The organism is Rhizobium sp. BK491 (assembly GCF_014194925.1).
GTDB lineage: Bacteria > Pseudomonadota > Alphaproteobacteria > Rhizobiales > Rhizobiaceae > Rhizobium.
Map to the genome: position 1 here is coordinate 548,279 of NZ_JACIAR010000003.1, position 23,382 is coordinate 571,660.

Annotated in this window: 24 protein-coding genes and 1 riboswitch; of the genes, 12 read left to right on the forward strand and 12 right to left on the reverse strand. The window is 60.1% G+C overall.

What is annotated here, in order from left to right; genetic code table 11:
- Positions 1–130: 130 nt before the first annotated feature.
- Positions 131–364 (forward strand): type II toxin-antitoxin system VapB family antitoxin, encoded by a 234-nt coding sequence (gene vapB / locus FHX05_RS16930; protein WP_183873156.1) that lies wholly within the window; start codon positions 131–133, stop codon positions 362–364.
- Entirely contained in the window at positions 364–762 is a 399-nt protein-coding gene (locus FHX05_RS16935) for a type II toxin-antitoxin system VapC family toxin (protein ID WP_183873158.1), read from the forward strand. The genes vapB and FHX05_RS16935 overlap by 1 nt, the downstream gene beginning before the upstream one ends.
- 53 nt (positions 763–815) lie before the next feature.
- Here FHX05_RS16935 and FHX05_RS16940 read toward each other — a convergent pair whose 3' ends face one another.
- A complete protein-coding gene (locus FHX05_RS16940; protein WP_183873160.1) occupies positions 816–1,685 on the reverse strand; it encodes a LysR substrate-binding domain-containing protein in 870 nt (289 codons plus the stop codon).
- 126 nt (positions 1,686–1,811) lie between these two features.
- Here FHX05_RS16940 and FHX05_RS16945 point away from each other — a divergent pair, with 126 nt between their 5' ends.
- The gene (locus FHX05_RS16945; protein ID WP_183873162.1) at positions 1,812–2,672 is read left to right on the forward strand and encodes a DUF1989 domain-containing protein; all 861 of its coding nucleotides are present in this window, start codon (positions 1,812–1,814) and stop codon (positions 2,670–2,672) included.
- Positions 2,673–2,772: 100 nt separating this feature from the next.
- On the opposite strand, the gene FHX05_RS16950 is transcribed toward FHX05_RS16945, so the two are convergent.
- The 6 genes from FHX05_RS16950 to thiC all read right to left on the reverse strand — a co-directional run bounded on the left by FHX05_RS16950 (position 2,773) and on the right by thiC (position 7,656).
- Positions 2,773–3,117: a hypothetical protein gene (locus tag FHX05_RS16950; protein WP_112603483.1), complete on the reverse strand. Its 345-nt coding sequence runs from the start codon at positions 3,115–3,117 to the stop codon at positions 2,773–2,775.
- Between the two features lie 161 nt (positions 3,118–3,278).
- Positions 3,279–3,890, reverse strand: a complete 612-nt coding sequence (locus FHX05_RS16955) for a thiamine phosphate synthase (RefSeq protein ID WP_112603485.1) — start codon at positions 3,888–3,890, stop codon at positions 3,279–3,281.
- Positions 3,887–4,660, reverse strand: coding sequence for a thiazole synthase (locus FHX05_RS16960; RefSeq protein ID WP_183873164.1), 774 nt, complete (start codon positions 4,658–4,660; stop codon positions 3,887–3,889). Before FHX05_RS16960 ends, FHX05_RS16955 begins: the two co-directional genes overlap by 4 nt.
- A gap of 2 nt (positions 4,661–4,662) precedes the next feature.
- Positions 4,663–4,860, reverse strand: a complete 198-nt coding sequence (gene thiS / locus FHX05_RS16965) for a sulfur carrier protein ThiS (protein WP_112603489.1) — start codon at positions 4,858–4,860, stop codon at positions 4,663–4,665.
- Positions 4,851–5,828, reverse strand: coding sequence for a glycine oxidase ThiO (gene thiO, locus FHX05_RS16970; protein ID WP_183873166.1), 978 nt, complete (start codon positions 5,826–5,828; stop codon positions 4,851–4,853). Before thiO ends, thiS begins: the two co-directional genes overlap by 10 nt.
- A 1-nt stretch (position 5,829) precedes the next feature.
- Positions 5,830–7,656, reverse strand: a complete 1,827-nt coding sequence (thiC, locus tag FHX05_RS16975) for a phosphomethylpyrimidine synthase ThiC (protein WP_112603552.1) — start codon at positions 7,654–7,656, stop codon at positions 5,830–5,832.
- A gap of 92 nt (positions 7,657–7,748) precedes the next feature.
- Positions 7,749–7,880, reverse strand: a riboswitch (TPP riboswitch).
- A gap of 608 nt (positions 7,881–8,488) precedes the next feature.
- Between thiC and FHX05_RS16980 the strand changes: the two genes are divergently transcribed.
- Positions 8,489–9,580 carry a porin gene (locus tag FHX05_RS16980; protein ID WP_183873168.1) on the forward strand — a complete coding sequence of 364 codons (1,092 nt, stop codon included), beginning with the start codon at positions 8,489–8,491 and terminating at the stop codon, positions 9,578–9,580.
- A gap of 215 nt (positions 9,581–9,795) precedes the next feature.
- Here the strand turns inward: FHX05_RS16980 and FHX05_RS16985 are convergent, their stop codons facing one another.
- Entirely contained in the window at positions 9,796–10,452 is a 657-nt protein-coding gene (locus tag FHX05_RS16985; RefSeq protein ID WP_112339525.1) for a TetR family transcriptional regulator, read from the reverse strand.
- Positions 10,453–11,206: 754 nt separating this feature from the next.
- Here FHX05_RS16985 and FHX05_RS16990 point away from each other — a divergent pair.
- The 5 genes from FHX05_RS16990 to FHX05_RS17010 all read left to right on the forward strand — a co-directional run bounded on the left by FHX05_RS16990 (position 11,207) and on the right by FHX05_RS17010 (position 15,528).
- Positions 11,207–11,779: an RNA polymerase sigma factor gene (locus tag FHX05_RS16990; RefSeq protein ID WP_112339527.1), complete on the forward strand. Its 573-nt coding sequence runs from the start codon at positions 11,207–11,209 to the stop codon at positions 11,777–11,779.
- The gene (locus FHX05_RS16995) at positions 11,772–12,224 is read left to right on the forward strand and encodes a hypothetical protein (RefSeq protein WP_183873170.1); all 453 of its coding nucleotides are present in this window, start codon (positions 11,772–11,774) and stop codon (positions 12,222–12,224) included. Before FHX05_RS16990 ends, FHX05_RS16995 begins: the two co-directional genes overlap by 8 nt.
- Positions 12,221–12,670 carry a periplasmic heavy metal sensor gene (locus tag FHX05_RS17000; RefSeq protein WP_113231070.1) on the forward strand — a complete coding sequence of 150 codons (450 nt, stop codon included), beginning with the start codon at positions 12,221–12,223 and terminating at the stop codon, positions 12,668–12,670. Before FHX05_RS16995 ends, FHX05_RS17000 begins: the two co-directional genes overlap by 4 nt.
- A 75-nt stretch (positions 12,671–12,745) precedes the next feature.
- Entirely contained in the window at positions 12,746–14,305 is a 1,560-nt protein-coding gene (locus FHX05_RS17005) for a DUF1800 family protein (RefSeq protein ID WP_183873584.1), read from the forward strand.
- A gap of 2 nt (positions 14,306–14,307) precedes the next feature.
- Positions 14,308–15,528, forward strand: coding sequence for a DUF1501 domain-containing protein (locus FHX05_RS17010; protein WP_183873172.1), 1,221 nt, complete (start codon positions 14,308–14,310; stop codon positions 15,526–15,528).
- 47 nt (positions 15,529–15,575) lie between these two features.
- Here the strand turns inward: FHX05_RS17010 and FHX05_RS17015 are convergent, their stop codons facing one another.
- Positions 15,576–16,757, reverse strand: a complete 1,182-nt coding sequence (locus FHX05_RS17015) for an MFS transporter (RefSeq protein ID WP_348648323.1) — start codon at positions 16,755–16,757, stop codon at positions 15,576–15,578.
- A 190-nt stretch (positions 16,758–16,947) separates the two neighbouring features.
- Here FHX05_RS17015 and FHX05_RS17020 point away from each other — a divergent pair, with 190 nt between their 5' ends.
- Positions 16,948–17,661, forward strand: coding sequence for a FadR/GntR family transcriptional regulator (locus tag FHX05_RS17020; protein WP_183873176.1), 714 nt, complete (start codon positions 16,948–16,950; stop codon positions 17,659–17,661).
- Here FHX05_RS17020 and aspA read toward each other — a convergent pair.
- Positions 17,633–19,060 (reverse strand): aspartate ammonia-lyase, encoded by a 1,428-nt coding sequence (aspA, locus tag FHX05_RS17025; protein WP_183712417.1) that lies wholly within the window; start codon positions 19,058–19,060, stop codon positions 17,633–17,635. The genes FHX05_RS17020 and aspA overlap by 29 nt on opposite strands.
- 273 nt (positions 19,061–19,333) lie before the next feature.
- Here aspA and FHX05_RS17030 point away from each other — a divergent pair, with 273 nt between their 5' ends.
- Positions 19,334–20,785: an amino acid permease gene (locus FHX05_RS17030; protein WP_112611487.1), complete on the forward strand. Its 1,452-nt coding sequence runs from the start codon at positions 19,334–19,336 to the stop codon at positions 20,783–20,785.
- The gene (locus tag FHX05_RS17035; RefSeq protein WP_112611485.1) at positions 20,782–21,744 is read left to right on the forward strand and encodes an asparaginase domain-containing protein; all 963 of its coding nucleotides are present in this window, start codon (positions 20,782–20,784) and stop codon (positions 21,742–21,744) included. The genes FHX05_RS17030 and FHX05_RS17035 overlap by 4 nt, the downstream gene beginning before the upstream one ends.
- A gap of 70 nt (positions 21,745–21,814) precedes the next feature.
- Here FHX05_RS17035 and FHX05_RS17040 read toward each other — a convergent pair whose 3' ends face one another.
- Both FHX05_RS17040 and aceA read right to left on the reverse strand, forming a co-directional pair.
- Positions 21,815–22,060, reverse strand: a complete 246-nt coding sequence (locus FHX05_RS17040; RefSeq protein WP_015342730.1) for a hypothetical protein — start codon at positions 22,058–22,060, stop codon at positions 21,815–21,817.
- Between the two features lie 26 nt (positions 22,061–22,086).
- Entirely contained in the window at positions 22,087–23,376 is a 1,290-nt protein-coding gene (gene aceA / locus FHX05_RS17045; protein WP_112611483.1) for an isocitrate lyase, read from the reverse strand.
- Positions 23,377–23,382 lie beyond the last annotated feature (6 nt).

A 23,382-nucleotide genomic window follows, 5' to 3' on the forward strand; every position in this document is an offset into this window, starting at 1 on the left:
TCAGATATCTCGAGCCAACCAGCGCTCGTGGCTTAAACTGCATAGGCGCCTGTGGGAGGGATGTCTTGATTTTTCATGCCTGCAGAGCTAAGTATATCCCAATTGCATATCCCAAAATCAGGAGCCGGACATGACGAGTTCGACTGTATTCATCAGCAACAGAAGCCAGGCTGTGCGTCTGCCCAAGGCTGTGGCATTCCCCGAGGACGTACATCAGGTCGATATCCTGAAGATCGGCCGCAGCCGCGTGATTGTGCCCCAAGGCAAACGATGGGATGATCTCTTCCTCCATGGCCCCCGTGCCAGTGACGACTTTCTGGACGAGCGTGAACAGCCAGTGGCGGAAGAACGCGAGTCCTTCTGATGCTGACCTATATGCTCGATACGAATATTTGTATTTATGTGATGAAGACCTATCCGCCCGCCGTGCGGGACAAGTTCAACGCGCTGGCGGAACAGCTTTGCATATCGAGCACAACGCTTGGTGAGTTGTACTACGGTGCGGAGAAGTCGGCTCGGCGCGTGGAAAACTTGACTGCCATCGAACATTTCGTGGCTCGGCTGGAGGTTCTGTCGTTCGGCGACAAGGCGGCTGCACATTACGGGCAGGTACGAGCTGAGTTGGAACGCGCAGGGACCCCATGTGGTCCGCATGACATGCAGATCGGCGCCCATGCCCGGAGCGAGGGACTGATCGTGGTGACGAACAACATGAAGGAGTTCACCCGCATGCCCGGCGTTCGGGTGGAAAATTGGGTGTAGCCGTCGCCGTCGTGATCTTGGCGAGGGGCGGTTCGAGTCGTCCAGATTGACGCCTAAGCGATTGCGGCATTGGCAGCAATCAGCCAGTTGCGAAACGTTTCAGCATCGTTGGAAAGATGGTTGGCTTCGATCAGCCAATAGGATTTATCGGTGTCCAGTGCCGTATTGGATAGGGCAACCAGCGTTCCATTGCCCAATTCTTCTGCAATCAAGGCAGTCGGGCAGAGGCCCACACCTTGACCGCCGATGACGGACGCGATCATCAAGCCGAAATCGGCAAAGATCGGGCCGGCTCTCGGAGGCTGGTGGATACCTTCGAGGGCGAACCAGCGTGTCCATGCGGCCGTCGTTTCATCGTGCAGGAGGTCGAGATTAAGGAGATCGGCTGGCGTCCTGATCGGTCCGTGATGGCGCTCATATTCTCTCGAACAGGTCGGCCGTGTTTCGGCCGTCAATAGCGAGATGGCATGCGTTGAAGGCCTCGCTCCGTGACTGATCAGAAGATCGACGCTTACCTCCTCCGGCGTCCTCGCATCGAGCGCGTAGACGATATTGATCTGGATTTCGGGGTATTCTTTCTTGAATGCGGTCAGCCGGGGTATCAGCCAACGCGTGGCGACGGAAGCGATACAGGCCACGCTGACCGGCCGATTATTGCTGGCAAACCGCAGCTGCCGGGCGGCGATATCGATATGTCCGAGGCCGTTTGCAACGGCAGCCCCGAATTCACGGCCGGCCATCGTCGCCGTGACACCACGGGCATGGCGCGTAAAGAGCTTGATGCCGAGCCATTCCTCCAAGGTACGGACATGCTGGCTAACGCCCGCGGCCGTGAGATTGAGCTCGGCCGCCGCCTTGGCAAAACTCTCGTGGCGAATGGCCGCCTCGAAGGCGCGAAGGGAGGCAAGCGGGACATGTTGCATTCCGCCAGGCTAAGTAAGACTTAGCCAAAGCGCAAGCCCGATCACCGTTGCGCAAGGAGCTGGTATCCTTACAGTACTGCCGAGACGAATGTCTTCTTGTCAGATCGGTGAGGAATGAAAGCCGCCATGAATAGTATTTTCGATATGCCCGCACCCGCCGATGCCGAGGAGCGGCGCGGCAAGCCCCCCGTTGTCGTCTACCCGAACGGAACGCTGCCGTCGGTCGATATGGATGTGCTGCGGGCGGCAAGGCAAACCATCACCAAGATTGCCGAAATCATCGTGCCCCCGCGCGAAGGCGGCAGTTTTCGCGTGCCGAAGGGACATTTTTTCCGGATCGTCAGCGTCGAGGGCGCGCAGGTGGGCGATCTCAATCTGTGGAATGCTGCCGATCTTTCCGAGCGCTTTTTCAGCGGCAAGACGCGGGCTTTGCACGCCACCCATATCGGTGTCGGCGATCGGCTGTGGAGCACGCTACCCTATCTGCGGCCGATGGCGACGATCACCCATGATACGCTGGGCTGGTATGGCTGGGACGCGGATGGAGCCGGCGTTCACGACGTCATCGGCACGCGCTGCGATCCCTATACGAACCGGCTGCTGAAGGGCGACGACTATCACCGTTGTTGCCATTCAAACCTGTCACGCGCGCTCGCCAAGGAAATGAACATCCCTGTCCAAGAGGCGGAGTTTCACGTTCACGACGTGCTGAACGTGTTCATGTGTACCGGGTTTACGCGCGACACCCACCAGTATTTCATGAAGGCAAGCCCCGTGCGGCCGGGCGACTTCCTTGAGTTCTTCGCAGAGATCGATCTGCTCGGTGCGCTCTCGGCCTGCCCCGGTGGCGATTGTGGCAGCGAACATTCGAGCGATACGGTGCCCTGCTATCCCTTGCTCGTCGAAATCTGGCGGCCCGAACCTGAAAGCCTGGCCGGGCGAACATTCCCGGAGCGCACTGCCTATCCGAGGACGCACGGACTATAATTTACCGCATAAAATAAATTTGCCGGCGGTTCCGGCCGCCGGCAAATCTGAATCATCCATCAAACGATGCCTCCATTCGGGCGGACGCATCGTTTATTGCCTAGTTACAAACGCGAATGCGCTCGTAATGCCAGCCATAGTCATACTCGTTCTGGACGCGGCGATCCTCGTACCAGCACCTGGGCGGCGGCGGGGCGACTTCGTAAACCGGACCCCTGTTGGCAAGAGCGCCACCGACAAGCAGGCCGCCGAGAAGACCGGCAGCAACGCCGCCGGCGATCGCGCCCCCATTGCCATGGTGGTGATGACGACGCCAATCGTCATGGCCGCGCCAGTCACCGCGATGGCCGTCGTAATACTGTGCCTGTGCGCTGCTGACGGGCGCCAATGCGCCGCCTGCGACCGTAGCGGCCAGCAAAACCGTAAGAACCGTCTTCTTTATCATGACTACCTCCAAAGCAGTCTTTGAGCTCAGCGAATGCGCGAGTCATCTAATTAACGTCTTCAGCATGATTATGTTCAGCTGAATATTCTATGAATGGCCCGTTCATCGGGCAATAGCGGCTGAAAATAGCCCCTTGCATGGGCTCCTGAGGGGCGATCTTGTCAATTTGGAGGCGTCTGCCGGGTCGCCGCTACCCATTCGAGCGTTCGCGATTCGGGGTCGGCATTGCGGGTGATATCCGTTACGACCGCGGCGATATCGGCGCCATGCGCGAATACGCTCGCAAGACGTTCGACCGTCAGGCCGCCGATCGCAACGAGAGGCCGATTGCCGATGTGCGCCTTCCACGCGCCGATCCGATCGAGGCCTTGGGGTGCCCAGGGCATAACCTTGAGGACGGTCGGATAGATCGGCCCCAGCGCTATATAATCGGGTTCGGCAGCAAGCGCCGTCTCCAGCTCCGCCTCGTCATGTGTCGAAAGCCCCAGCTTCAATCCGGCATCCCGTATGGCGGAGAGATCGGCAGAAGCGAGATCCTCCTGGCCGAGATGGATGAAATCGCAACCCTCCTCGATTGCCAGCTGCCAATAGTCGTTGACGATCAATTGGCACTCATGCGCGGCGCAAATTGCCTTCGCTTCGCGAATTTCGGCGCGGATATCAGGCGTTGAGCGATCCTTGATGCGCAACTGCACCAGCTTGACGCCGAGCGGCACCAATCGCCTGATCCAGGCGGCGCTATCGACGATGAGGTAGAAAGGATCGAGCGTCATGCGAACACCGCCTTTCCGATCACTGGTGTCGATGGCACCGCCATATCGCGCGGCTCGAGCATGCCGGCGCCGTATGCCTGTCGGCCGGCATCGATGGCCTTGGCGAAGGCTTCCGCCATCGCGGCCGGATCGCCCGCCCCGGCAACCGCCGTGTTGAGCAGCACGGCATCGAAGCCGAGCTCCATGACGGTCGCCGCATGCGAAGGTCTACCGATGCCGGCGTCCACTACCAGCGGAACCTCAGGAAAATGTGCCCGCATCGATCGCAGAGCGGATAGATTGAGCGGTCCGGCCGCCGTTCCGATCGGCGCGCACCAGGGCATCAGCACCTTGCATCCGGCTTCCAGCAGCCTCTCGGCGACGATGAGATCGTCCGTCGTGTAGGGGAAGACCTCGAAACCGTCATCGGTGAGGATTCTCGCCGCCTCCACCAGCGCGAAGACGTCGGGCTGCAGCGTATCGTGATTGCCGATCACCTCGAGCTTGATCCAATTGGTCCGAAAGACCTCGCGCGCCATTTTCGCGGTTAGAACCGCTTCGGATACGCCGTGGCAGCCTGCTGTATTGGGAAGGACGCGAACGCCGAGTTCGCGAATCATCTCGAAGAATGCGCCGCCATTACGCCCGCCTGCCGTTTCCCGGCGCAGCGATACAGTCGCGATCCCGGTTTGCGAACGTTTGACGGCTTCCGCCAGTACGGCCGGGGAGGGATAGCGCGCCGTGCCGAGAAGAAGGCGCGATGTAATTTGGGTTCCGTAGAGTTCAAGCATGGTCAGCCTCCCTGCATTGGCGTCAGGATCTCGATCCTGTCATCGTCGGTTAGGATATGCTCTCCGCGTTCCTCGCTATGGACGAGTTCGCCGTTGACGGCGGTTGCCAACCACTCGCCCTCATATTCGAGAGCCGTGAGAAGTTGCAAAAGCGTCGTTGCTTCGACAATCTGCGCTTCGCCATTGATGATCAGGCGCATTGGCGGCTCCTTTCGTCGTGTCCGTAAAAGACGAGATCGGCGGCTTTCTCGGCCATCGCGGGCGCGAGCAGGAAGCCATGGCGATAGAGGCCGTTGACAAGGATGGCTTTGCCCTGCCGCGTCACGCGCGGAAGGTTGTCTGTAAAGGCAGGGCGGATGCCGGCGCCGGTTTCGACCACCGCAGCTTCGGCAAAGGCCGGATGCAGCGCATAGGCTGCGTTCAAGAGTTCCATCAGCGAACGGGCGGTGATCGGCCCTTTGAAGTCGGTCTCGATCATCGTCGCACCGACCATGAACAGGCCTTCGCCGCGCGGCACGATATAGACGAGAAAACGTGGATGCAGCAGGCGGACGGGGCGCGAAAGCACGATCTCATCGCTCTGCAGATAGAGCATTTCGCCGCGTACGCCGCGCAAATCGCGGATGCGGCCGATGCGGGCAGCTCCCGTGCAATCGATGATTTCAGAGAAGCTATCGTCATCCACGAGCCCGTCGATAAAGGTGACGCCTTTTACAGATAGATCGCCCTTCAACGATTGCAGGACCTCGCGGGGATTGAGATGTGCTTCCTGCGGAAAGAACAGGCCCTGGCGGAATCGGCCGGCAAGCGAAGGCTCAAGGGTGGCGATTTCGTCTTCGTCCACCCAGCGATAGTCCGTCGTGCGGCCGGCGAATCGCTTCAGCTCGTTTTGATCGCGGTTCGGCGCGACGACGAGCGTTCCATTGCGGACGATCTTGCCCGGCAGAATCGCTTCCCATCGATCGGCGGAATCACGGCCGAGCGTCAGCACAGCCTCATCGGCGCTTTCCCGCTCGCACCATGGCGCCAGCATGCCGCCGGCAAGCCAGGAGGCGGCGCGATGAAAATTCCGGCCTGGATCTGAGATCGTGACCTCGGCTCCGCGCCGGACTAGCTCGTGGGCGACCGTGAGGCCGGCAACGCCGGCCCCTTTAACGAGAATACGCATGTCATTCAGCCGGCTGTGCAGGGGTTTCGACCGGCATATAAAGGTCTCCGCCCTCTCGATACTTGGCCGCCATGGCTTCCAGCCCTTCCTTCTGCGCTTCGGCGCGGATGTCGTGCGAAATCCGCATCGAGCAGAATTTCGGACCGCACATCGAGCAGAAATGGGCCACCTTATGAGCTTCTTTCGGCAGGGTTTCGTCGTGGAAGCTGCGAGCCGTGTCCGGATCGAGCGAAAGGTTGAACTGATCCTCCCAGCGGAATTCGAACCGGGCGCGCGACAGAGCATCGTCACGAACCTGCGCGGCCGGATGACCTTTGGCGAGATCCGCCGCATGCGCTGCGATCTTGTAGGTGATGACGCCTGTTTTGACGTCGTTACGATCAGGCAGACCAAGGTGCTCCTTCGGCGTGACGTAGCAGAGCATCGCCGTCCCGAACCAGCCGATCATGGCAGCGCCGATGCCCGATGTGATGTGGTCATAGCCGGGCGCGATATCCGTCGTCAGCGGCCCGAGCGTGTAAAAGGGCGCCTCGCCGCAGACGGAAAGCTGCTTGTCCATGTTTTCCTTGATCTTGTGCATCGGCACATGGCCGGGGCCTTCGATCATCACCTGGCAATCCTTGGCCCAGGCGATCTTCGTCAGCTCGCCGAGTGTCTCCAGTTCGGCGAACTGCGCGGCGTCGTTGGCGTCAGCTATCGAGCCGGGGCGCAGGCCGTCGCCAAGCGAGAAGGAGACGTCATAGGCACGGCAGATATCGCAGATTTCCTCGAAATGCTCGTAGAGGAAGCTCTCGCGATGGTGATGCAGACACCACTTGGCCATGATCGAACCGCCGCGCGAGACGATACCGGTGACGCGATTGACGGTAAGCGGGATGTAATGGAGCCGCACGCCAGCATGGATGGTGAAATAGTCGACGCCCTGTTCTGCCTGCTCGATCAGCGTGTCGCGATAGATTTCCCAGGTCAGTTCCTCGGCAATGCCGCCGACTTTTTCCAGCGCCTGGTAGAGCGGCACCGTGCCGATGGGCAGCGGCGAATTGCGGATGATCCATTCGCGGATGTTGTGGATGTTGCGGCCGGTCGAAAGATCCATGACGGTATCGGCACCCCAGCGGGCAGCCCAGACCATCTTCTCGACTTCCTCCGCCATTGAGGAGGTGACCGCGGAATTGCCGATATTCGCGTTGATCTTCACCAGGAAGTTCCGGCCGATGATCATCGGCTCGCTTTCGGAGTGATTGATGTTGGCCGGAATGATCGCCCGGCCGCTCGCAACTTCCTGGCGGACGAACTCCGGGGTGACATGATCCGGAATATGGGCGCCGAAGCTTTCGCCATCGCGAATCAGGGCTTCTGCCTTGGCCTTGCGGCCGAGATTTTCGCGAATGGCGATGAATTCCATTTCCGGCGTGATGATGCCGGCGCGCGCATAGGCGAGTTGGGTGACCGCCTTGCCGTCTTTCGCCCGCAGGGGCTGGCGCTTGGCCGGAAATTCCGGTGTCAGCCGCTCGCCGGTGACGAAACCATTGTCTTCAGGGCGCACATGCCGGCCTTCATAAGTCTCGACATCGCCGCGAGCGAGAACCCAGTCGCGGCGTAGCTGAGATAGACCCTCCTCGATGCGGATATCGGCGCCCTCGATCGTGTAGGGGCCGGAAGAATCATAAACAATGACAGGCGGCTCGCCCGAGGTCGGATGGACGCTGATTTCGCGCATCGGCACGCGGATGTCCGGGTGGATCTCTCCGGGAACATAGATTTTCGCGGATGCCGGCAGCGGGCCGGTGGTGACGGTCGGAGTGAGGTTCTTTGCGGCAATATTCATGGTTTGAGGCTCCAAGTTGCAGTTGGAGACCCAGTCAATCAGCCGGAATGATGAAAAGACGCCGGCATGGAATCCACGCGGGAATCCGAAGCCTTCGAGCGCTTGCACCGTCCCTACGCCAGTATGAACTGGATCAGGTTCAACGGGTCACTGCGCCACAGGAGGCAAAGCCTCATTGTCCAGCAGTATCTCAGCCCCTTGCCGGGACCCCCCTGGTGAATACGGAAAGGCTATGCCTTACCCTTGTTCTCTGTCAACCCCGCAACGACGGTCGCGTTTTCTCAATCGATTGACCATTGTGGCGCGGGGGCGGCTTGGATTCTATAGGGGCGAGCCTCCGATAGGCGCGATCATCATCTTCGATGACGCTGCTCTTGATCCATGCCCGTTCCCGCATAAATGGTACCGATGAAAATTCCGGATCTCGAGCCTGATTGGGGAAGGCTGTCTCGATTTGGTGCGAATTCTTGAACCTTGGCGACGCTGACTATTCCGGCAGTAAAAGGCTCAGCCAGCCACCAGTTGCATTTAAGCAACAGCAATCAAGTCTAATGCCGGGGCGGGTTTCACAGAATTGACAAACATACGGGCTGTTTGTAAACCAAATATAGGACATAACTGTCTTACGGACGAGCAATCGGCCGGATCGGTAGAGGCATTTCAAAACCTTTGCCGCGGGGTGAATTATGGAGGTTAGAGGGGACTCAAGCCGACATCAGGTGCGTATCTGCCGGACTGCCCGGGTGCGTTTAAACCGACGTAATCCTCAGGGTGGTGTTCCAGCTTTGTACTCGCGGTAAATTGGAATGCATATTGCAACCAGGAGTTTAAAATGAACATCAAGAGCCTTCTTCTCGGCTCCGCTGCTGCGCTGGCAGCAGTTTCTGGCGCCCATGCGGCTGACGCGATCGTCGCTGCTGAGCCCGAGCCGCTGGAATACGTTCGCATCTGCGACGCATACGGCGCTGGCTACTTCTTCATTCCAGGCACCGAAACCTGCCTCAAGATCGGCGGCCGCGTCCGTACCGAAGGCGAGTGGTACGATGCCTACAACCCGAACAGCCATAACGGTACGCTGTGGCACACCCGTGCGGAGCTGAGCGTCGACACGGCAACCGACACCGAATACGGCCCGCTGAAGACCAACACGGTCATCCGTTGGGACTGGAATGACGGCAACTCCACCTCCACGAAGCTGCTGTTCGCAAACATCAGCCTCGGCGGCTTCCTCGTCGGTAAGGCTGACTCGCAGTACAACTCCTACATCGGTTATGCCGGCGACGTCATCAACGACGACGTGATCTATGACGGTCCGTACGAACTCAACCAGTTGACCTACAACTACGACGCCGGCAACGGCTTCACGGCTGTGGTCTCGGTTGAAGACTCGAACTCCAGCGGTTCTGGCGCTTCCTATGGCTCCAGCTGGTGGTCTGACGACAAGGGCAACCACTACGCTCCTGACGTCGTTGCCGGTGCTGGCTTCAAGTCCGGTGCATGGGGCTTCAAGGTCGTTGGCGGTTACGACTCGATCGTCGAAGAAGGCGCCATCAAGGCTCGTGTCGATGCTGACTTCGGTACCTTCTCGGCCTTCTTGATGGGCGGCTGGAACACCGACGGCGACAAGCTGAACAAGTATGCCGGTACCAACCTCGATCGTTCGGCTTGCCCGGTTAACGATGCATCGAAGTGCGGCTGGGGTGACTGGGCTGTTTGGGGCGGCGTTGGCGTTCCGATCAACGAAAAGCTGAAGTGGAACCTGCAGCTCGCCTACACCGACTCGAAGATTTTTGCCGCAACCACCAACGTCAAGTGGAACCCGGTCAAGAACCTGCTCATCGAGCCGGAAGTCTCCTACACCAACTTCGATTCTGTGAACCAGGATCAGTGGGCTGGTATCCTGCGCTTCGAGCGTAGCTTCTAATATTGAATTACCCGGCTCAATGCCGGGTAAGAGAAGCCTGACGTTCCAATCCGTCAGGCTTCTTTCATCGATCGGTTGACCTCCGATCAAAGCAAAGGATCTGGCTTTCCCTCCGGATCCTTTTTTATTTCCAGCTTTGGGAAATCGGTTCAGCTCGCGGCAGAAGCTTCAAACCGCCGTCGTTGGTTCTCTTCAATTCCGAAGGGAAAACCGTTCTAGGCTTTTTCCGGTATCATCGCGGCAATCGCCAGCTCCTGCGTCTGTGCAAGCGGGAACCAGGTCTTCAGCACCATCTTTATGAACATCTGTCCACACGGGACCAGTTCGAAGCTGCCTCGGTCGAGGGTCCATTCGGTGATCAGGCCGCCGATGACCGCTGTCAATGCGGAAGAGGCGGTATCCGGCGTCCAGGGAGGCGGAAGTTTTGTCTTTTCATCCATAAGGGTGAATATGCGTTCGAAATTTTCGTGCATGTCGTGCCGAAACGAACTCGCACGGCTTGTGGTGCCGTCGCAAAACGCCATGTCGAGATGCATCATAACTTTCAGCATGCTACGCTTGCGCGGGTCGCTGTGAATATCGTCAAATATCGCGGCTATGGTATCGGCGATGAGATCAAGCGGGTTGGGCGGCAGTTCCTTCGACATCCGCTCCGCCAGATCCTTGAACGGCTGCTGGGCCTCGTCGCGGATCGCGAACATCAGCCCTTGCTTGTTCTTGAAATGCCAATGCACTGCCCCCCGCGTGACACCGGCGGCTACGGCTATCTCTTCCAGGCTGACATTCTCGTAGCCCTTGTCGAGAAACAGAGCTTTTGCGGATTGCAAAATCTCGTTCCTCGTTTCTGCCGCCTCCTCCTTAGTTCGCCTCATTCACCTCTCCACAGAAACCGATGTTCAAGCTGCGCCCCTCTTATTGATATTCTTCTTCCATCATACCGTTCAGTGCTGGAGCCCATATACCAGCGATGCTCAACGGAATGGAGGTATTTATCTATCCTCAAAAATTGAGCAAGCAAATCGTAACAGAATATATCCTGTCAAGCGCTATAAGCCACGCGCAAGTTTCCGTGAGCAATTTCCCCATGTTGTGAAGTGAAAATCGGAAAGTGCAAATGCTGATATAGCCATGATGGCGAAATATATTGGCCGGGCGATCCCCGATCCGCTTGTTCCGGAAGCGATGCAGCGTTCAAGTTGAAGCCTATGATGCATTTAGCCTGCGGCGTTCGCAGATCCGTCAGCTCATATCGATCATCGAAGTCTTGATCCCGCCGTCATGCGGCGGGTCTGACCGCCATGGCTTTGGTCGAACTGGCGGGACCGGTCGACAAGCGATCTGCTGCGGCTCCGACCTAGCTTGAGCTTTCGTCTGTCTTCTTGCAAGCTGACAATAGTTCGAGCGCAAATCGTCTTTCAGCGTGGAAAGAGAATTCGAAAATTCCTGGCATAAGAGCGACGGATTTGCATAAGCGCCGCGTTCAATTCTCGTGAACCCGCGTTTGATGTCGAAGGATGATACGCTGACCGAGATGCTGCGATCCAAGTGGCACTGTTTGCCGGCTATAAGGCCGAGGCTGAGGTGCCATACAACTATCGCGGTGAACTGGAGCGGTGGCGATTGTCGATGAAGTGGGATCGCGCGCCCAAGAGTGGCGACCAGGATGAGGATCTGCTTGGCCGAATCGCTGCAGGCGATGTTTCGGCGATGCGCATGATGGTCGCGCGGCAATTGCCGCGCATCGTCGCCGTCGCGACCCGCATGCTTGGCGATGCGGCCGAGGCCGAAGATGTGGCGCAGGAGACATTTTTGCGCATCTGGCGAAATGCCGGCGGCTGGCGCCAGCGCAACGCGCGCTTCAGCACCTGGGTGCATCGTGTGGCGATCAACCTTTGCTATGATCGCCTGCGCCGCCGCAAGGACGTTCTTGCCGAACATCCGCCTGACATCGAATATGAAGGGCCGGCGCCGGATGCGGACTTGATGAGCGAGGATGATCCGTCGAGACGCGTCGAACGGGCCTTGCAGATGATTGCGCCCCGGCAGCGCGAGGCGATCATTCTGGTTTATTATCAGGCGCTGTCGAACGTCGAGGCGGCTGAGGTCATGGATGTCAGTGTCGATGCACTGGAAAGCCTGCTTGCGCGTGGAAGGCGCTCCTTGCAGGGGCTTTTGTTGAAGGATGAGGGCGATGGTTGAAAATATCGCGGGTCCGATGAATGCCGAACGGTTCGAAGCGCTGACCGCGGCCTATGGCGGCGATATTGGCCGATGGCCACAGGCTGAGCGCGCGGCCGCACGGGATTTTGCCAAGAGCCATGCCGCCGCCGAAACGCTTGCGCGCGCGGCCGATCTGGATGCGTTGCTCGACACCTACGTCGTGAAGCCTCGCCACGCCGGCCTTGAAGAGCGAATTCTCGCAAAGCTCGTTCGCCGCCTGACGATAAGAAACTGGTTTCGCTTCGGCTCGGCCGGCATCGGCCTCGTGGGGGTCGGCATAGCCGGCGCGCTTGCCGGCAGCATCGCCATTGCCGTCTTGGCCCCGAGCTTGACGTCCGATACCTCACTCGTCTCCGAAGGAACCGCGACCATGTTCGGCGATATAGGGCCGGACGCGGGTACAGCGCAACAGGACAGCCAATGACGGAACGCAGCTTTCGAATAGTGGTCATTTTTCTTTTGGTGCTGAATACGTTCCTGGTCGGAGCATTGGCCGGCGGCGGGCTGACCTGGATACGCAAGACGCAGGCGCGGGCCGGAATGATGCCGCTAGCCGGCGAGCAATTGCCTTCGGCGCAGAAGAAGGCTCTGCGTGCTGCGCTCGACGAAGCCCGCAAGGATGAACGTCAGATCATTCTCGAGGCGCAGCAGGCGAAGGTCGACGCCGCCTCCATTCTTGGGCAGCCGACGCTGGACAAAGAGGCGCTCTCGGCCGCGCTGGCGAGGGCGCGCGATGCCGATATCGCCTTGAGGGCGAAGCTGGAGCAGCGTGCCGTCGATTTTGCGGCAGGGCTTTCCTACGACGAGCGTCGGGCGCTGGCGGAAAGCCTGGTCCGCCGCAGCATGCCCAAGGCCGCTGCCACAAAATGATCATAGTTGCGGAGCGACGGATCGAAACCAGGCCTGCGTTAAAGGAGCATGTTTGATGCAGGAGTTGGCAAGGTCATGGCCCAGCAGTCCAATGATGTTTATGCCGCGCTCGCCCTTTCCCGCTTTGGGCTAGGGGCGGACCACAACGGCACCACGTCGATCGCATCGGATCCGCGCGGCGCGTTGCTGGAAGAAATCACCGAGCGCTTCGTCCCGGTTCCGGTCGGCCCGCAGCTGCAATCGACCGCCGATCTTCTCGTTTCTCTCTACGCATTCCAGGAACAGCGCAAGGAGGCCAGACAACAGGCCGCAGCCGCTGTCGCCGCCGTGCCTCAGGACAAGCAGATGCAAGGCCCGCAGCCGCCGCAGAAGCCACCGGTGCAGCCTCCGGGCGCCATGCCAGGGCAGCAGAACAATCAGGCAATGGCCACTCAACCGACCAATCAGGCCCCGCCGAATAACCAAGCCATGGCGGCTGCCATCGGCAAGGCGGTCGAGAAGCTGGAAAAGCCTACAATGCCTTACCTGCCGCAGCAGATCCTGCTGGCGGAAGTGGATGCCCGCTTCAACGGCACTATCCGGCAGCCATTGATCGGTTTTGGCGAGCGGCTTGCCATGTTCTGGGCAAACCATTTCGCGGTCGCCGTGTCGAAGAGCGAGGAGGTACACATCGTTGCCGGCGCCTTCGAGCGCGAAGCGATCCGGCCGCATGTCTTCGGGCGTTTCGCCGACATGCTGCTTGCTGTCGAGACCCATCCGGCTATGCTTGCTTATCTGGACAACCAGCAATCGATCGGGCCGAACTCCAAGGCCAATGCCAGCAAGAAGCGCGGTTTGAACGAGAATCTCGCCCGCGAGACGCTGGAACTCCACACGCTTGGCGTCAACGGCGGCTACACGCAGACGGATGTGACAACGCTTGCCAAGATCATCACCGGCTGGACGGTGGCGCGCGCCGACGGCAAGCTTGGGGCGCCTGGCACCTTCGTCTTCAATGCCGGTGCCCACGAGCCCGGCGATCAGACGCTGCTCGGTCTCACCTATGCCGACAATGGCGTGGGGCAGGGGCGTGAAGCGCTGCGCGATCTCGCCCGCCATCCGGCAACGGCACAGCATATCGCCACCAAGCTCGTCCGGCATTTCGTCGCCGATACGCCGCCGCCAGGGCTTGTGCAGACCGTTGCGGCGACCTTCAGTAAGACGGATGGCGATCTCTCCGCCGTCTATCGGGCGCTCGTAAGCTCCGAAGACGCATGGAATCCGACGCTGTCGAAGGTTCGCTCGCCGTTGGAATTCATGACCGCGCTCTTGCGGGCAAGCGGCGAGACGCCGAAGCCGAATGTCATTCTCGGCGCCTTGACTGCGATGGGCCAACCCTTCTGGGCGCCGGCCGGCCCCAATGGTTTTGCCGACACCGCCGATGTCTGGGCCTCCAGCGAGAGCCTGAGCATGCGTATGGATGTCGCCAACATGATCGCGAATGCGGTGCCGCCCCAGGTCGATCCCCGCAGTTTCGTGTCCGATAACCTGGGACCGCTTCTTTCGAACGAAACGCTACAGGCGGTATCGCGTGCGGAAACCCGCAAACAGGGCCTGACGATCGCTTATCTTTCACCCGAATTTCAAAGGCGCTGACCATGACCTGCGAACTCATGACCCCCACCCGTCGTGCCGTGCTTGGCGCTTCCGGCGCCTTGTTTGCCTGGGCCTTCATCCCGCGCTTCGCTCACGCCGCCGGCGGGCGCGACCCGCGTTTCGTCACGATCATTCTGCGTGGCGCGCTCGATGGTCTGACGGCCGTCCCACCCGTTGGTGACCCCGACTATCAGGCCTTGCGGCAGTCAATCGCCATGACGACGAGCGGCCCCGGGGCGGCGTTGCCGCTCGACAGCTTCTTTGCGCTGCATCCTTCGATGCCGAATTTCAATCGGCTCTATCGTGCAGGTCAGGCGGCCGTCGTGCATGCCAGTGCGACGCCCTATCGCGATCGATCCCATTTCGATGGTCAGGATGTGCTGGAGTCCGGTTACGAAATGCCCGGTCGCGTCGAATCCGGATGGCTGAACCGGATGCTGGAGGGACTGCCGAAGGGCGATAAGGTTTCACCGGGAACTTCGGAGATCCGAGGCCTCTCGGTCGGCGCGAATGCGCCGCTTGTCATTCGCGGCAGGGCGCCGGTACTTGGCTGGTCGCCGTCGACCCTCCAGCCAGTGAGCGATGATCTACCGCCGCGGCTGATGGATCTCTACAGCCACACCGATCCGCTCTTTGCGAAAATCCTCGCTGAAGGCATTTCGACCGGCAAGATCGCCGCCGGCCTCGATGTCAAGGCGAAGGGAGGCCCCGGCGACCCCACTGGCATGGAACAGATGGCCAGAGGTGCGGCGCGCCTGTTGGCTCAAGACGACGGGCCTCGCGTTGCGGCACTGGCTTTCGAAGGATGGGATACCCATGCCGGAGAGGTCGATCGGCTGAACAAGCTGCTCGTCGGGCTCGACAATTCCTTTGCCGCCTTCCAGCAGGAGCTTGGTCCGGCCTGGAAGGATACGGTCATTCTTGTCGCAACCGAATTCGGGCGTACGGCGCAGGTCAATGGCACCCAGGGCACCGACCACGGCACCGGAACTGCCGCCTTCCTCGCCGGCGGGGCGATCAAGGGCGGCCGGGTGATCGCGGATTGGCCTGGGCTCAAACAGGCGCAATTGCGCGATGGCCGCGATCTTGCCGCCACGACGGATCTGCGCGCTGTGGTCAAGGGTATCGCGGTCGATCTTCTTGGTGCGTCGCCGACCCTGTTGACGCGCGATGTTTTCCCGGGCTCGGATCACGTCCTGCCGATGAAAGGGCTGATTGTCTGACTTCTGTGCCGGCGGCCGGTGTTAAGGCCGCGGCCTTCCAATAGAAATTACGTGAAAGCCGCATTTGGAGGAACGGCGCCGCTTCGCCTTTCGCTCGTAGCCGAGAGGATGGCAACCACGCAGGCCAAGGCAAGCGTGATCGCGCCCAGCACCGGCAAACTGCGATAGCCATATCCACTCTCGAGCAGCGCCGCACCGACGCTTGCTGCGATCGCAATGCCGATATTGAATCCTGATGGAATGAGTGAGGAAGCAAGACCCGGTGCATCGGCGGTCCACATCAGGATGCGAGCCTGGATAGGGGTGCCGATGGCAAAATTAAGCGCGCCCCAAACGAAGATCGCCACACTCATCGGCAAGGGGTAGGGGCTGACCAGGTAGAGAATGACGAGAATTGCGGACTGGATGGCGAGCATCGCGATAAGCGAGGGCATCAGCTTCCAGTCCGACAGCCTGCCTCCAATCACAACTCCCAATGTCGCCCCGACGCCATTGAGCAGGAGGACCCAGGGAATAAGCATGGCATCAAGGCCCGTCACTTCACGCAGAAGGGGCGTTATGTAGGTGAACGGCACCATCTGGCCGATCATCAAAGCGAGCATCATGATGAGGGACGTCCAGACCTGCTGGCGGCCGAGAACGCGGACTTCGCCGCTCAAATGGCCGGATTGCTGGGATTCTGCCTTCGTCTGCGGGATCAAGGCCCATACCGCGGCCAATGCGAGGAGGCCGACCAAGGTCATAGCCCAAAACGTCGTCCGCCATCCCCAAAGTCCACCGATCGCCGCGCCCAGAGGAACGCCGACAATATTGGAAACCGTCAGGCCTGCAAGGATCACGGACACGGCGCGACCGCGAAATGCCTGCGGCACGAGGCCAACCGCGACCACCATGGCAATCCCGAAATAGGCGCCGTGAGCAATTGCCGTCGCGACGCGGAAGAGGAGCATAGCGGCGAAATCGGGCGCAAGCGCACAGGCGATCTGACCCAGGCAAAAGGCGATCGTCAGAGCGATCAGAATGGTCCGGCGCGAAACCTGTCGTGTCGCCATGGTCAGGAGTGGTCCGCCGAGTGCGATTCCCAGCGCGTAACCCGATACCAGATAGCCGGCAAAAGGGATCGAGACATCAAGACCCTGCGCCACGTCCGGAAGAATCCCCGCGATGACGAACTCGGTCGTGCCGAAAGCAAAGGCGGCCAGAAACAAAGCGAAGAGGGGTAAGGGCACGATGACCTTCCACATAAAGGAATAGGGATTTCTTTATATCGCCGGCGAGGGCGGTATCAAGTGCAAGTTGTTGCCGATGGCGTTATCAACATAAAGTCAGCTTTTCGAATTGTGTTGCGGCCCGGCGAGCAAGCGCCATTTCGTGAGCGGATCCTTGACAAGCGCGGAATGTTTGTGAAGTTTGACTGTCATGAGTGAGGTGGCTGATTGGTTATCTGATACAAGTCCGATCAGTCGGAAAAACGCTGCCGAGGCAGTGTTTGAGGATATTCGTTCGGCGATAACATCGGGACGGTTGGTGGTCGGGACACGGCTGCCCGCCGAGTCGCAGCTTGCCGTGCACTATGGTGTCAGCCGCCCGATCATCCGCGAAGCACTCCGTTCGCTTCAGACGCTCGGCCTCACCCAGACGCGCACGGGCAGCGGCACCTATGTTTTGACCTCCACTCCCGGTCCGGAACTCCATTATGGCGGCTATTCCGCGCGCGACTTGATCGAGGCGCGTCCCTTCATCGAAGTTCCCGCCGCCGGCTGGGCGGCACTGCGGCGCACAGAGCAGCAATTGGTGCGATTGCTTGAACTTTGCGATGAGATGGACCGGGAAGAAGACCCTCTGAAGTGGGTAACTCTGGACTCGGAATTCCATTCGATGATTGCCGAATCTTCCGGAAACGCCGTCTTTTCCAAGATCGTTTCCGACGCCCGCGACGCACTGATGCGCCAGTCGGAGCTTGTCAACATGATGGCCCAGCGCCGCGTGGCCTCGAATGTCGAGCACCGCCGCATCGTCGAGGCGATTGCGGCGGCATCGGAGGAGGGGGCCATCGCGGCAATGGAGGCCCATCTCGGTCAGGTTAAGCGCGTGGTGACCACGATCATCGGCGAGGATCAGCCGCATCGTTGAGACCAGCGGGCAAGTTGGCGAGGCGCTCCGGCCGCAGTGCCTCGAAGAGCTCCTCTGCGGTCAGATATCCATGGTCCAGCACGATTTCCGGCACTGTGCGTCCGGTTGCCAGCGCCTCCCGAGCGACCTTGGTTGCCGCCTGATAGCCGATCAGCGGATTGAGTGCCGTCGCAAGGCCGATCGATTCCTGCAGGCGCTGCGCCATCAGAGCCGGATTGGCCGTGATGCCATCGATGCAGCGTTCGGCGAGGATATGGCAGGCCGCGGTCAGATGTATGATGCTTTCCGACAGCGAACGCACGATAATCGGCTCGAAGGCATTGAGTTGCAGTTGCCCCGCTTCTGCCGCCATGGTCACGGTGATGTCGTTGCCTATGACGGAGAACGCCACCTGATTGACCATTTCCGGGATTACGGGATTGACCTTGCCGGGCATGATGCTCGAGCCGGCCTGCATCGCCGGCAGCGTGATCTCGCCGATGCCCGCGCGAGGACCGGAAGAGAGCAGGCGCAGGTCATTGCAGGTCTTCGACAGCTTGACTGCGACGCGTTTCAGTACGCCGGAAAGATGGACGAAGGCGCCAGGGTCTTGCGTTGCTTCGATGAGGTCGCTTGCGGTAACCAGCGGGCGGCCCGTCAGCCGAGCGAGATGGGTGCAGGCAAGGGCGGCATAGCCGACAGGCGCATTGAGGCCGGTGCCGATGGCAGTAGCGCCGAGATTGACCTCATGCAGAAGGGCGGCCGATTCGATCAGGCGGGATCGATCTTCCCCGAGCATGACGGCAAAGGTCCTGAATTCCTGACCAAGCGTCATCGGCACGGCGTCTTGCAGCTGCGTGCGGCCAATCTTTAGAATGCGGTCAAATTCCTTGGCCTTGCGTTCGAAGGCCTCCTGCAGCGTTTCCATTGCCGCCGCGAGATTGTCGATTGCTTCGATGAGCGCGACGTTGACGGCCGTCGGATAGGCGTCGTTGGTGGATTGGCTTAGATTGACGTGATCGTTCGGGTGAAGGTGAGTATAGTCGCCTTTGGCATGGCCGAGCAATTCGAGCGCGCGGTTGGCGATGACCTCATTGGCGTTCATGTTGGTGGAAGTGCCGGCGCCGCCTTGAATCACGTCGACGACGAACTGGTCGTGAAGCTCGCCGGCGCGGATTTCGCGGCAAGCGCGCACGATTGCATCGAGCTTGTCTTCGCTCAGCAAGCCCAGTTCGTGATTGGCAAGAGCCGCTGCTTCCTTGACGAAGGCCAAGCCTCGGATGAGATGCGCATAGCGGCCGATCGGTGTTCCCGTCACCTGGAAATTCTCCACGGCTCTTGCCGTGTGCACCCCCCAATAAACCTCGGCGGGAATATCCTTCTCGCCCAGCAGGTCATACTCGCTTCGCGTCTTGACCACATTATCCTCCTACATGGAAATCAAGCTAAATCTGTCAAGCTGTATGACAGATTTAGAAATCAGTTATCCCTTAGCTCCCGCCGCGTCAATAAGTGTCGTTTGGCTTGACCCGCCGTTATTTCTGTGTCTAAGAGGAAATCTGTCATACAGCATTACAGCATGACCGGCGATCGCTAAGTTCGATCGACGGCCAGATTAAGGCAATGGCATCCGGTCGGGTGCAACACCAGCACCCCGGATCCGCTCATGGACAAACGGCTCGAGGGAGGAGCAATGTCAGTCGAACCTATTCAGAATATTCCGGCGGATCGCCGGCCGCCGGTCAATGAGGACCTTGGCTATCACAAGGCCTTGAAGCCGCGGCAGATCCAGATGATCGCCATTGGCGGCGCGATCGGCACCGGTCTTTTCCTTGGCGCAGGCGGACGCCTTGCCGCGGCAGGCCCGGCTCTCATCTTCGTCTATGCGCTCTGCGGTTTCTTTGCCTTTCTCGTGTTGCGCGCGCTTGGCGAACTGATCATGCACCGCCCGAGCTCCGGCTCCTTCGTTTCTTACGCCCGCGAGTTCTACGGTGAGAAAATGGCCTTTGCCGTCGGTTGGATGTACTGGCTGAACTGGGCCATGACATCGGTTGCCGATGTGACGGCCGTCGCCCTCTACATGAATTTCTTCAAGCACTACGTGCCCTGGCTGGCCGGTATCGACCAGTGGGTCTTCGCGCTGATCGCGCTGCTGGTGGTGCTGACCATGAACCTTCTGTCGGTGAAGGTCTTCGGCGAGCTCGAATTCTGGTTCAGCCTGATCAAGGTTCTGGCGCTGGTCAGCTTCCTCGTCATTGGCATCTATTTCGTCGTGTCAGGTACGCCGATTGCCGGTCATTCGGCAGGCTTCAGCATCATCAGCGATAGCGGCGGTTTCTTTCCCAATGGCATCTTGCCGGCCTTCGTCATCATACAGGGCGTGGTCTTCGCCTATGCATCGATCGAACTAATCGGCACGACCGCCGGTGAAACAGAGGATCCGCGCAAGGTGATGCCACGTGCGATCCGCACGGTAGTCGCCCGTCTGTTGGTCTTCTATGTCGGCTCGGTCCTGCTTCTGTCGCTGCTTCTGCCCTACACGGCCTACAAGGCGGGTGAGAGCCCGTTCGTCACCTTCTTCGGGACGATCGGCATCCAAGGTGCCGATATCATCATGAACCTCGTCGTGCTGACGGCCGTTCTGTCCTCGCTCAATGCCGGCCTTTATTCGACGGGTCGCATCTTGCATTCGATGGCGGTTTCGGGCTCGGCACCGGCAGCGCTCGCCAAGATGAATAAGGCCGGTGTGCCTTATGTCGGCATCGCCGTGACGGCTGTCGTGACCGTCATCGGCGTGGCGCTGAACGCCGTCGTTCCGTCGGCCGCTTTCGAGATTGCCCTCAATATCTCGGCGCTCGGTATCATCTCCGCCTGGGGCGTGATCGTATTGTGCCAACTGAAGCTCTGGAAGTTGTCGCAGCGCGGCGAGATGGCCCGCCCGGATTTCCGCATGTTCGGCGCGCCCTACACCGGTATCCTGACGCTCGTTTTCCTCTTCGCGGTACTGGTGCTGATGGCGCTCGACTATCCCGTCGGCACGTGGACGATTGCGTCCCTCATTCTGATCGCACCGGCTCTTGTCATCGGCTGGTATCTGTTGCGTGACCGCATCTATCGGCTGGCGGCCGAGCGGGGCCAGTCGTGACGGCAGGGCAAGTCAATCCGCTGGTGGCAGTCATTGCCACCGGCGGCACCATTGCAAGCGAGCGCACCAATAGCGGCGCCAGCATACCGTCGTTGACGGGTGAAAGCCTGCTGGCGCTTCTTCCCAACATGCCTGTCGATCTCAGACCCATCGAGCTGATGGCGAAGGATTCGGCGAGCCTGACGCTCGCTGACATGCAGGAGATTAGCGACAAGGTCGGCGAACTGCTCGCCGATGATGCCATCAGCGGCATCGTCATTTTGCATGGTACGGACGCCATGGAAGAGACGGCGCTGCTTGTCCATCTGCAGCATGGCTTGATTAAGCCCGTCGTGTTTACCGGTGCGCAATTTACCGCTGATCATCCCAAAGCCGACGGACCGGGTAATCTCGCCGCGGCCGTTGCCGCAGCCGTCGATCCGGCCAATGCGGGCCGCGGCGTGCTCGTCTGTTTCGGCGGCCGCCTGCTGCCGGCTTGGGGGCTTTATAAGCACTCTTCCGATGTTGCCGACGCTTTTCGACAATCGCGGCCGCTCGAAAATCCGCCAAGCCCGTGCCTTGCGGCGGCACTTGATAACGTGCGGATTGATGTCGTCGCAATCTACCCTGGCTGTGACTCGGTGCATGTGGATGCGAGCCTTAGGGCCGACGCCCATGGCATCGTTCTGGCTGCCCTCGGTTCCGGCAATGCCAATCCGCGTCTGGTCGAAGCCGTCAGGCGGTGTGCCGATGTCGGCGTACCCGTCGTGGTTTCCAGCCGCGTACCGGATGGATTGCTTGTTTCCAGCTATGGCGGTGGCGGCGGCGGGCATGACCTTGCTGCGGCCGGGGCAATCCATTCCTCGACGCTACGCCCGGGGCAGGCGAGAATTTTGCTGGCATCCCTCGTCGCGTCCGGTGCAAGCGCGGAGGCGATCGAGCACACGTTTGCGGACTTCGCCAGCGACGCTACGCCCTGATTGCAGCCACGAAAACGGGCCGCCCCTCGATTGACGGCGCGGCCCGAACATTCGCTGAATACTGTCTTCGTTATGCCGTTTGCGTTGCCTTGGCGACGACGACGGGGATCAGGAGGTCGCCCCAGTTGCCGTTGCCGCCGTGGTGACGGGCCGAGCGGACGAGCTCGACCGAAACGCCGGCCTCGACCGCATTCATGACGGTTTGGTTGAGGCGATGCAGTTCGTTGGCCAGCATGCGGATGACCGCCTGCTGATCGGCATTCATGGTGAGAGATTGCTCCTCCGCTCTCTCGCGAACGCGTGCTATCGATGCCATGTCATTCTCCTCCTAATTTCCTGATATCACTCTGCTGCCGGTTTGAATTGGGCATGCTCTGTCGATCCGTGCATGGCCGTTGTCGATGACTGGCCGCCGGTGATCGCCAGCGAGACCGCATCGAAATAGCCGGTGCCGACTTCGCGCTGGTGCTTGGTGGCGGTATAGCCATTGGCCTCCGCTGCAAATTCGGCTTCCTGCAGCTCGGAGTAAGCGGCCATCTGGCGAGCCTTGTAGCCGCGGGCGAGCTCGAACATGCCGAAATTCAGCTGGTGGAAGCCGGCAAGCGTGATGAACTGGAACTTGTAGCCCATGGCGCCCAGCTCGCGCTGGAATTTTGCGATCGTCGCATCATCCAGGTTCTTCTTCCAGTTGAAGGACGGCGAGCAATTGTAAGCTAGCAGCTTGCCCGGGTGGACCCGATGCACGCCTTCGGCAAATTTCCGCGCCTGTTCCAGATCCGGCTTCGACGTCTCACACCAGATGAGGTCGCAATGCGGTGCATAGGCGACGGCGCGGGCGATGCAGGGCTCGATGCCGTTCCTGACCTGATAGAAGCCTTCGACCGTCCGTCCGGCGTCGTAGTCGACGAAGGGTCGGTCGCGCTCGTCGATGTCCGAGGTCAGAAGCTTCGCTGCTTCGGCATCGGTGCGCGCCACGACAAGGGTCGGCACGCCCATGACGTCGGCGGCAAGCCGCGCCGCGTCGAGATTGCGGATATGCGCCGCCGTCGGAATGAGCACCTTGCCGCCCAGATGGCCGCATTTCTTCTCCGATGCCAACTGGTCCTCGAAGTGGACGCCGGCCGCACCCGCCTCGATATAGGCCTTCATGATCTCGAACGCATTGAGGGGGCCACCGAAGCCCGCTTCGGCATCGGCGACGATCGGCGCAAACCATGTGTCGACGGAAAGCCCTTTGCCTTCGGCGGTTTCGATCTGGTCGGCCCTTTGCAGCGTGCGGTTGATGCGCTTGGCCAACTCTGGACCCGCATTGGCAGGATACAGCGATTGGTCGGGGTACATGGCCGAGGCCGTATTGGCGTCGGCGGCGACCTGCCATCCCGAGAGATAGATCGCCTTCAGGCCGGCGCGAACCATCTGCATGGCCTGATTGCCGGAAAGCGCGCCGAGCGCATTGACGAAATCCTCCTCGTGAATGAGCTGCCAGAGACGGTTTGCACCCATTTCGGCCAATGAGTGCCGAATGGTGATCGAGCCGCGCAACCGCTCCACAACCGCGGCCTGATAGGGGCGCTCGATACCATCGAAACGTCCGGCGGGCGCGCTGGGAACCAGTTTGTAAAAATCTGTCATACTATT

Excerpts from the sequence above, each read along its gene's own strand:
- vapB (WP_183873156.1), top strand. The coding sequence starts at position 131 with ATGACGAGTTCGACTGTATTCATCAGCAACAGAAGCCAGGCTGTGCGT.
- FHX05_RS16935 (WP_183873158.1), top strand. The coding sequence starts at position 364 with ATGCTGACCTATATGCTCGATACGAATATTTGTATTTATGTGATGAAG.
- FHX05_RS16940 (WP_183873160.1), bottom strand. The coding sequence starts at position 1,685 with ATGCAACATGTCCCGCTTGCCTCCCTTCGCGCCTTCGAGGCGGCCATT.
- FHX05_RS16945 (WP_183873162.1), top strand. The coding sequence starts at position 1,812 with ATGAATAGTATTTTCGATATGCCCGCACCCGCCGATGCCGAGGAGCGG.
- FHX05_RS16950 (WP_112603483.1), bottom strand. The coding sequence starts at position 3,117 with ATGATAAAGAAGACGGTTCTTACGGTTTTGCTGGCCGCTACGGTCGCA.
- FHX05_RS16955 (WP_112603485.1), bottom strand. The coding sequence starts at position 3,890 with ATGACGCTCGATCCTTTCTACCTCATCGTCGATAGCGCCGCCTGGATC.
- FHX05_RS16960 (WP_183873164.1), bottom strand. The coding sequence starts at position 4,660 with ATGCTTGAACTCTACGGAACCCAAATTACATCGCGCCTTCTTCTCGGC.
- thiS (WP_112603489.1), bottom strand. The coding sequence starts at position 4,860 with ATGCGCCTGATCATCAATGGCGAAGCGCAGATTGTCGAAGCAACGACG.
- thiO (WP_183873166.1), bottom strand. The coding sequence starts at position 5,828 with ATGCGTATTCTCGTTAAAGGGGCCGGCGTTGCCGGCCTCACGGTCGCC.
- thiC (WP_112603552.1), bottom strand. The coding sequence starts at position 7,656 with ATGAATATTGCCGCAAAGAACCTCACTCCGACCGTCACCACCGGCCCG.
- FHX05_RS16980 (WP_183873168.1), top strand. The coding sequence starts at position 8,489 with ATGAACATCAAGAGCCTTCTTCTCGGCTCCGCTGCTGCGCTGGCAGCA.
- FHX05_RS16985 (WP_112339525.1), bottom strand. The coding sequence starts at position 10,452 with ATGAGGCGAACTAAGGAGGAGGCGGCAGAAACGAGGAACGAGATTTTG.
- FHX05_RS16990 (WP_112339527.1), top strand. The coding sequence starts at position 11,207 with ATGAAGTGGGATCGCGCGCCCAAGAGTGGCGACCAGGATGAGGATCTG.
- FHX05_RS16995 (WP_183873170.1), top strand. The coding sequence starts at position 11,772 with ATGGTTGAAAATATCGCGGGTCCGATGAATGCCGAACGGTTCGAAGCG.
- FHX05_RS17000 (WP_113231070.1), top strand. The coding sequence starts at position 12,221 with ATGACGGAACGCAGCTTTCGAATAGTGGTCATTTTTCTTTTGGTGCTG.
- FHX05_RS17005 (WP_183873584.1), top strand. The coding sequence starts at position 12,746 with ATGGCCCAGCAGTCCAATGATGTTTATGCCGCGCTCGCCCTTTCCCGC.
- FHX05_RS17010 (WP_183873172.1), top strand. The coding sequence starts at position 14,308 with ATGACCTGCGAACTCATGACCCCCACCCGTCGTGCCGTGCTTGGCGCT.
- FHX05_RS17020 (WP_183873176.1), top strand. The coding sequence starts at position 16,948 with ATGAGTGAGGTGGCTGATTGGTTATCTGATACAAGTCCGATCAGTCGG.
- FHX05_RS17030 (WP_112611487.1), top strand. The coding sequence starts at position 19,334 with ATGTCAGTCGAACCTATTCAGAATATTCCGGCGGATCGCCGGCCGCCG.
- FHX05_RS17040 (WP_015342730.1), bottom strand. The coding sequence starts at position 22,060 with ATGGCATCGATAGCACGCGTTCGCGAGAGAGCGGAGGAGCAATCTCTC.
- aceA (WP_112611483.1), bottom strand. The coding sequence starts at position 23,376 with ATGACAGATTTTTACAAACTGGTTCCCAGCGCGCCCGCCGGACGTTTC.